The organism is Actinomycetota bacterium, from assembly GCA_035536535.1.
Classification (GTDB): domain Bacteria; phylum Actinomycetota; class JAICYB01; order JAICYB01; family JAICYB01; genus DATLNZ01.
The window spans coordinates 1-2,102 of record DATLNZ010000101.1 but is presented as its reverse complement, the minus strand read 5'-3'; the positions used below and the strand labels follow the sequence as shown (position 1 = coordinate 2,102).

At 67.2% G+C, this 2,102-nt stretch carries 2 protein-coding genes; both read right to left on the bottom strand.

Features of this window, described 5'->3' with window-relative positions; translation table 11 throughout:
* The coding region (locus VNE62_06895) for a transposase (protein ID HVE92010.1) at positions 1–1,303 on the bottom strand (1,303 nt) is incomplete at its 3' end.
* A gap of 336 nt (positions 1,304–1,639) precedes the next feature.
* On the bottom strand, positions 1,640–2,102 hold a 463-nt coding region (locus tag VNE62_06890; GenBank protein HVE92009.1), incomplete at its 5' end, for a hypothetical protein.

Here is a 2,102-nt window from a genome sequence, read left to right as displayed (position 1 = left end):
ATTGACCGCGCCAGCTCTCACGGCGCAGCGCCGTCAGGATGTCCGCATAGGACGGCTCCTCCTTGCCCGGATACCACGGCCGGTCGGGGAACGACACCGACCGGTGGCCGTCGCGGTGGAACCAGACCAGCGTCAGGCCGTACAACACCAGGCCCACCGGAGCCGTCCGCTGCACCGCCAGCGGCGTCCGGTTCGACGGGTCCTCCAGCCCCATCATCTGCTTGGCGTTGAAGTGCATCACCTCCACGCTCCAGCGATTCGCGTAATGCGACAGGATCGTCCGCGCGTCCCAATCCGTCCGCGTGCAGGAGAACATCTGGTCGGGACGCCCCCCGGCCGTGTCGCGGGCCAGCACGATCGAGAGCAGTCGATCCTTGCCCGCCTTGTAGTACAGGGCACGAATCGTCTTGGCCTTCAGCTCCGCGTGCAGGCCGTACTGGTCGAACTCCAGGTCCTCCCAAGCCGTCGCGTCGGCCGCCCATTCCGCCATGCCCGGCAGGCGGTCCCCCTTCTTCCGTGACGCCCCCTTCTGATCGGGGCGGCGCGGCGGCGCCGGCCGGTACAACGCCGCATTGGGGGCGACCCGACTGATCAGGTCGACGTCCTTCGGCAGGTGCCGCAAGACGCTCTTGCCGCCATAGGCGCTGTCGCCACTGACGAGCACCTTCCGGCCGGGGAACCAGCGGGCGAACCGGCCGATCAGCTCGACGGCCAGCTCGGGGCGGGTCCGGTGGTTCGGGTCGGGCGGGCGCTTCGGCTCCGCCTCGGCCTTGGCCTTGCCCCTCGGCCCATTCTTGCCCTTGGTCAGTCCCTGGCGGTTCTTGTACAGCCGGATGGCCACCGGCAGCGCCCAGACCTTGGTCGGCGACCAGGCGGGTTTCGGGATGATCAGCGAGAGGATCACCCAATCGTGCCCCCAACTGACGTGGGGCCGTGCCCGGCTGGAGATCAGCGGGTCGTGGTGCATCCCGGTGCCGAAGATCGTCAGGCCGCGCTTGCGGGCGAGCGTGTCGTCGACGCCCAACTCGATCGTACCCTCGGGGTAGAAGGAGGCGACGGCCTGGCGCGCCAGCGCCTCATAGAGTTCGTCGATCGACCAGGCGGCGTCGCTGAAGAAGCGGTGGTATCGGCTGTGGTGTCCGCGATGGACGGCGCCCGAGGACTGGATCAGCTCGGTGACGTAGCGGTGGCGGTGCGAGAGGCACCAGCCGGTGGCGATGTAGAGGAAGGTGGAGAGGGTGGGCGCGGTGAAGACGGGTCGGAACCGGAGTAGGAGCGAGCGGAAGCTGGGTGTAAGCTGCATGTGCGGCCTCCTTGGGGCGAGGGTCCCTGGTTGCTGTGCAACTCCCAGGATACCCCCGAGGCGCAAGGAGGTCACAATACAACATGCTTATCCAACTGCCGGTAAATGTGCGAAACCCGAACTCAGGAGTCGAGCGAGTGCTGGATCTACGTGGCGATGACCCATTTGATGCTCCGACGTCTTGACCCGGCTTGAGTTTGACTTCTCGTACACCCTCTAAGTTCGTGTTCCGCAGATTTGAGGTGCGGTCTCTGACCACCCCACCCCCACTCGGTGGGGTGGTCCCACGGCTCTCTGACTCGTCCGCGAGCGGTGCTCTCTGCGGTGAGTCGTCGATCAGGCGGCGCGGCTGACGAACTCGACAAGCTGGGCAAGCGGGGTTTCTTGACCCCCCTGGTTCCAATCCTCACCCGCGAATTGACCGCGCCAGCTCTCCCGGCGCAGCGCCGTCAGGATGTCCGCGTACGACGGCTCCTCCTTGCCCGGATACCACGGCCGGTCGGGGAACGACACCGATCGGTGGCCGTCGCGGTCGAACCAGACCAGCGTCAGGCCGTACAGCACCAGCCCCACCGGCGCCGTCCGCTCGACCGCCAACGGCGTCCGGTTCGCCGGGTCCTCCAGGCCCATCATCTGCTTGGCGTTGAAGTGCATCACCTCCACGCTCCAGCGATTCGCGTAATGCGACAGGATCGTCCGCGCGTCCCAATCCGTCCGCGTGCAGTAGAACATCTGGTCGGGGCGCCCCCCGGCCGTGTCGCGGGCCAGGACGATGGAGAGCAGTCGGTCCTTACCCGCC